The sequence below is a fragment of the Neisseria sp. P0021.S005 genome, assembly GCF_051956955.1.
On sequence record NZ_JBQCWY010000546.1, the window covers coordinates 1 to 2,088 of the forward strand.

Here is a 2,088-nt window from a genome sequence, read left to right on the forward strand (position 1 = left end):
CATGATCGCTGAAATCCCTGAAGAAAAACCTGCTATGCCTGATATGGGCGGCATGGGTGGTATGGGCGGCATGATGTAAGGCCGTCTGAAACCTTCAGACAAAAAGCAAAACCGCACGGCAAGCAGCTGTGCGGTTTTTTATTTGTCAGTAGAAGCATGAGATGGTGAGGGGCATGCCATGATTTACTGAGAAATAAGGGCAGCCAGTTCCATTGAATCTGAAGCAATCAAATAAACTTCATCATAAAAAAGGCCGTCTGAAACTTTATTTTGTATTTCAGACGGCCTGCTTAATGATCTAAACCGTTACTTTTTGTTTGAACGGCTGTATCGGACAGCTTGAGATAAGAGTTCTTCAATTTCTATCCACATAATGCCTCCTTACAGTAAACCAGGTTGACCTAAAGCCGGGTCGTTGGCTCGTGCCGCTTGGGCATCTTCGACAGTCAGTCCAAGGGCTTTGGCTACGCCTTCGCCGTATGCCGGATCGCAACGGTAGCAGTTGCGGATATGGCGGTATTTGATGAAGTCAGGCGCATCGCCCATGGCCGCGGCGGTGTTGTTAAACAAAGCCTGTTTCTGTGCGTCGTTCATCAGGTTAAACAAGGCGCGCGGTTGGCTGAAATAGTCGTCATCGTCTTGGCGGTAGTCCCAGTGCGCCGCGTCGCCGTTGATTTTCAAAGGCGGTTCGGCGAAGTCGGGTTGTTGCTGCCATTGGCCGAAGCTGTTGGGTTCGTAGTGCGGCAGGCTGCCGTAGTTGCCGTCGGCGCGACCTTGCCCGTCGCGCCGGTTGCTGTGAACAGGGCAGCGCGGGCGGTTGACGGGGATTTGGCGGAAGTTCACCCCCAGACGGTAGCGTTGCGCGTCGGCGTAATTGAATAAACGGGCTTGCAGCATTTTGTCGGGGCTGGCGCCGATACCGGGTACCAGGTTGCTCGGTGCAAAGGCGGATTGTTCCACATCGGCGAAGAAGTTTTCGGGATTGCGGTTCAACTCAAATTCGCCCACTTCAATCAGCGGATAGTCTTTTTTCGGCCAAATTTTGGTCAGGTCGAAGGGATGATACGGCACTTTTTCCGCATCTGCTTCAGGCATGACTTGGATGTACATCGTCCATTTCGGAAACTCGCCGCGTTCGATGGCTTCGTACAAGTCGCGCTGGTGGCTTTCGCGGTCGTCGGCGATGATTTTTGCGGCTTCTTCGTTGGTTAGGTTTTTAATGCCTTGCTGGCTGCGGAAATGGAATTTCACCCAAAAACGCTCGCCCGCTTCGTTCCAGAAGCTGTAAGTATGCGAACCAAAGCCGTGCATATGGCGGTAGCTGGCGGGGATGCCGCGGTCGCTCATGACGATGGTAACTTGGTGCAGGGCTTCGGGCAGCAGCGTCCAGAAGTCCCAGTTGTTCGTGGCAGAGCGCATATTGGTGCGCGGGTCGCGTTTGACCGCCTTGTTCAGGTCGGGGAATTTACGCGGGTCGCGCAGGAAGAATACGGGCGTGTTGTTGCCGACCATATCCCAGTTGCCTTCTTCGGTATAGAACTTCAACGCAAAGCCGCGGATGTCGCGTTCCGCATCGGCTGCGCCGCGCTCGCCTGCCACGGTGGTGAAACGGGCGAACATCTCGGTTTTTTTGCCGACTTCGCTGAAGATTTTGGCGCGGGTGTATTTCGTGATGTCGTGTGTCACGGTGAACGTACCGAACGCGCCCGAACCTTTGGCGTGCATACGGCGTTCGGGGATGACTTCGCGCACGAAGTCGGCGAGTTTTTCATTCAGCCACAAATCCTGCGCCAGCAACGGGCCGCGCGCGCCTGCGGTCAGGCTGTTTTGATTGTCGGCAACAGGTGCGCCGTTGTTCATGGTCAGGTGGGTAACTGGGCATTTGGAGGTAGTCATGATGATTTCCTTTGCAAAATGGTCAGTGGTTTATAAAACGATTTGCCGGAAGGCATATTCGTAGCCGGTTTCTTGATTCTCATAAATTTCTTGTATCGACATTTTATTTCCCTTTGCTGTTAACTATTAAAACAACTATACAGAAAGGTTTTAACTATTGGAACTATGAAACCGATTGAGAATAGATATAAC

At 52.6% G+C, this 2,088-nt stretch carries 1 protein-coding gene; it reads right to left on the minus strand.

Features of this window, described 5'->3' with window-relative positions; all coding sequences use genetic code 11:
* Window positions 1-381 precede the first annotated feature (381 nt).
* The gene (gene katA, locus ACTHUE_RS16665; protein ID WP_440424021.1) at window positions 382-1,896 is read right to left on the minus strand and encodes a catalase KatA; all 1,515 of its coding nucleotides are present in this window, start codon (window positions 1,894-1,896) and stop codon (window positions 382-384) included.
* Window positions 1,897-2,088 lie beyond the last annotated feature (192 nt).